The 213-nt window shown below is 44.1% G+C and carries 1 pseudogene; it reads right to left on the reverse strand.

What is annotated here, in order from left to right:
• Positions 1-213: pseudogene (locus SPADD19_RS11975) on the reverse strand (C39 family peptidase); the annotation flags it as partial.

Genomic DNA, 213 nt, shown 5'->3' on the forward strand with positions numbered 1-213 from the left:
GCGATGAAGCTTGTTCCTGTTTTGAAGATGGCAAAGTTTGCTGAGTTCCGGCTTCCGTACTGCCTTCCTTAATTTTTAATCGCTTTGCTACCTCTGCTGGCATTGGAGGATTAGGTTCTGTACGCTCCTTTGTTTTTACACTAACTGTTGTTGATGAAGAGGATGTGACCTTACGAGAGCTGGAAGGACTTGTTTGGCTTTCTTTTTGTGTCG

Source organism: Streptococcus parasanguinis, from assembly GCF_001578955.1.
Lineage (GTDB): Bacteria > Bacillota > Bacilli > Lactobacillales > Streptococcaceae > Streptococcus > Streptococcus parasanguinis_U.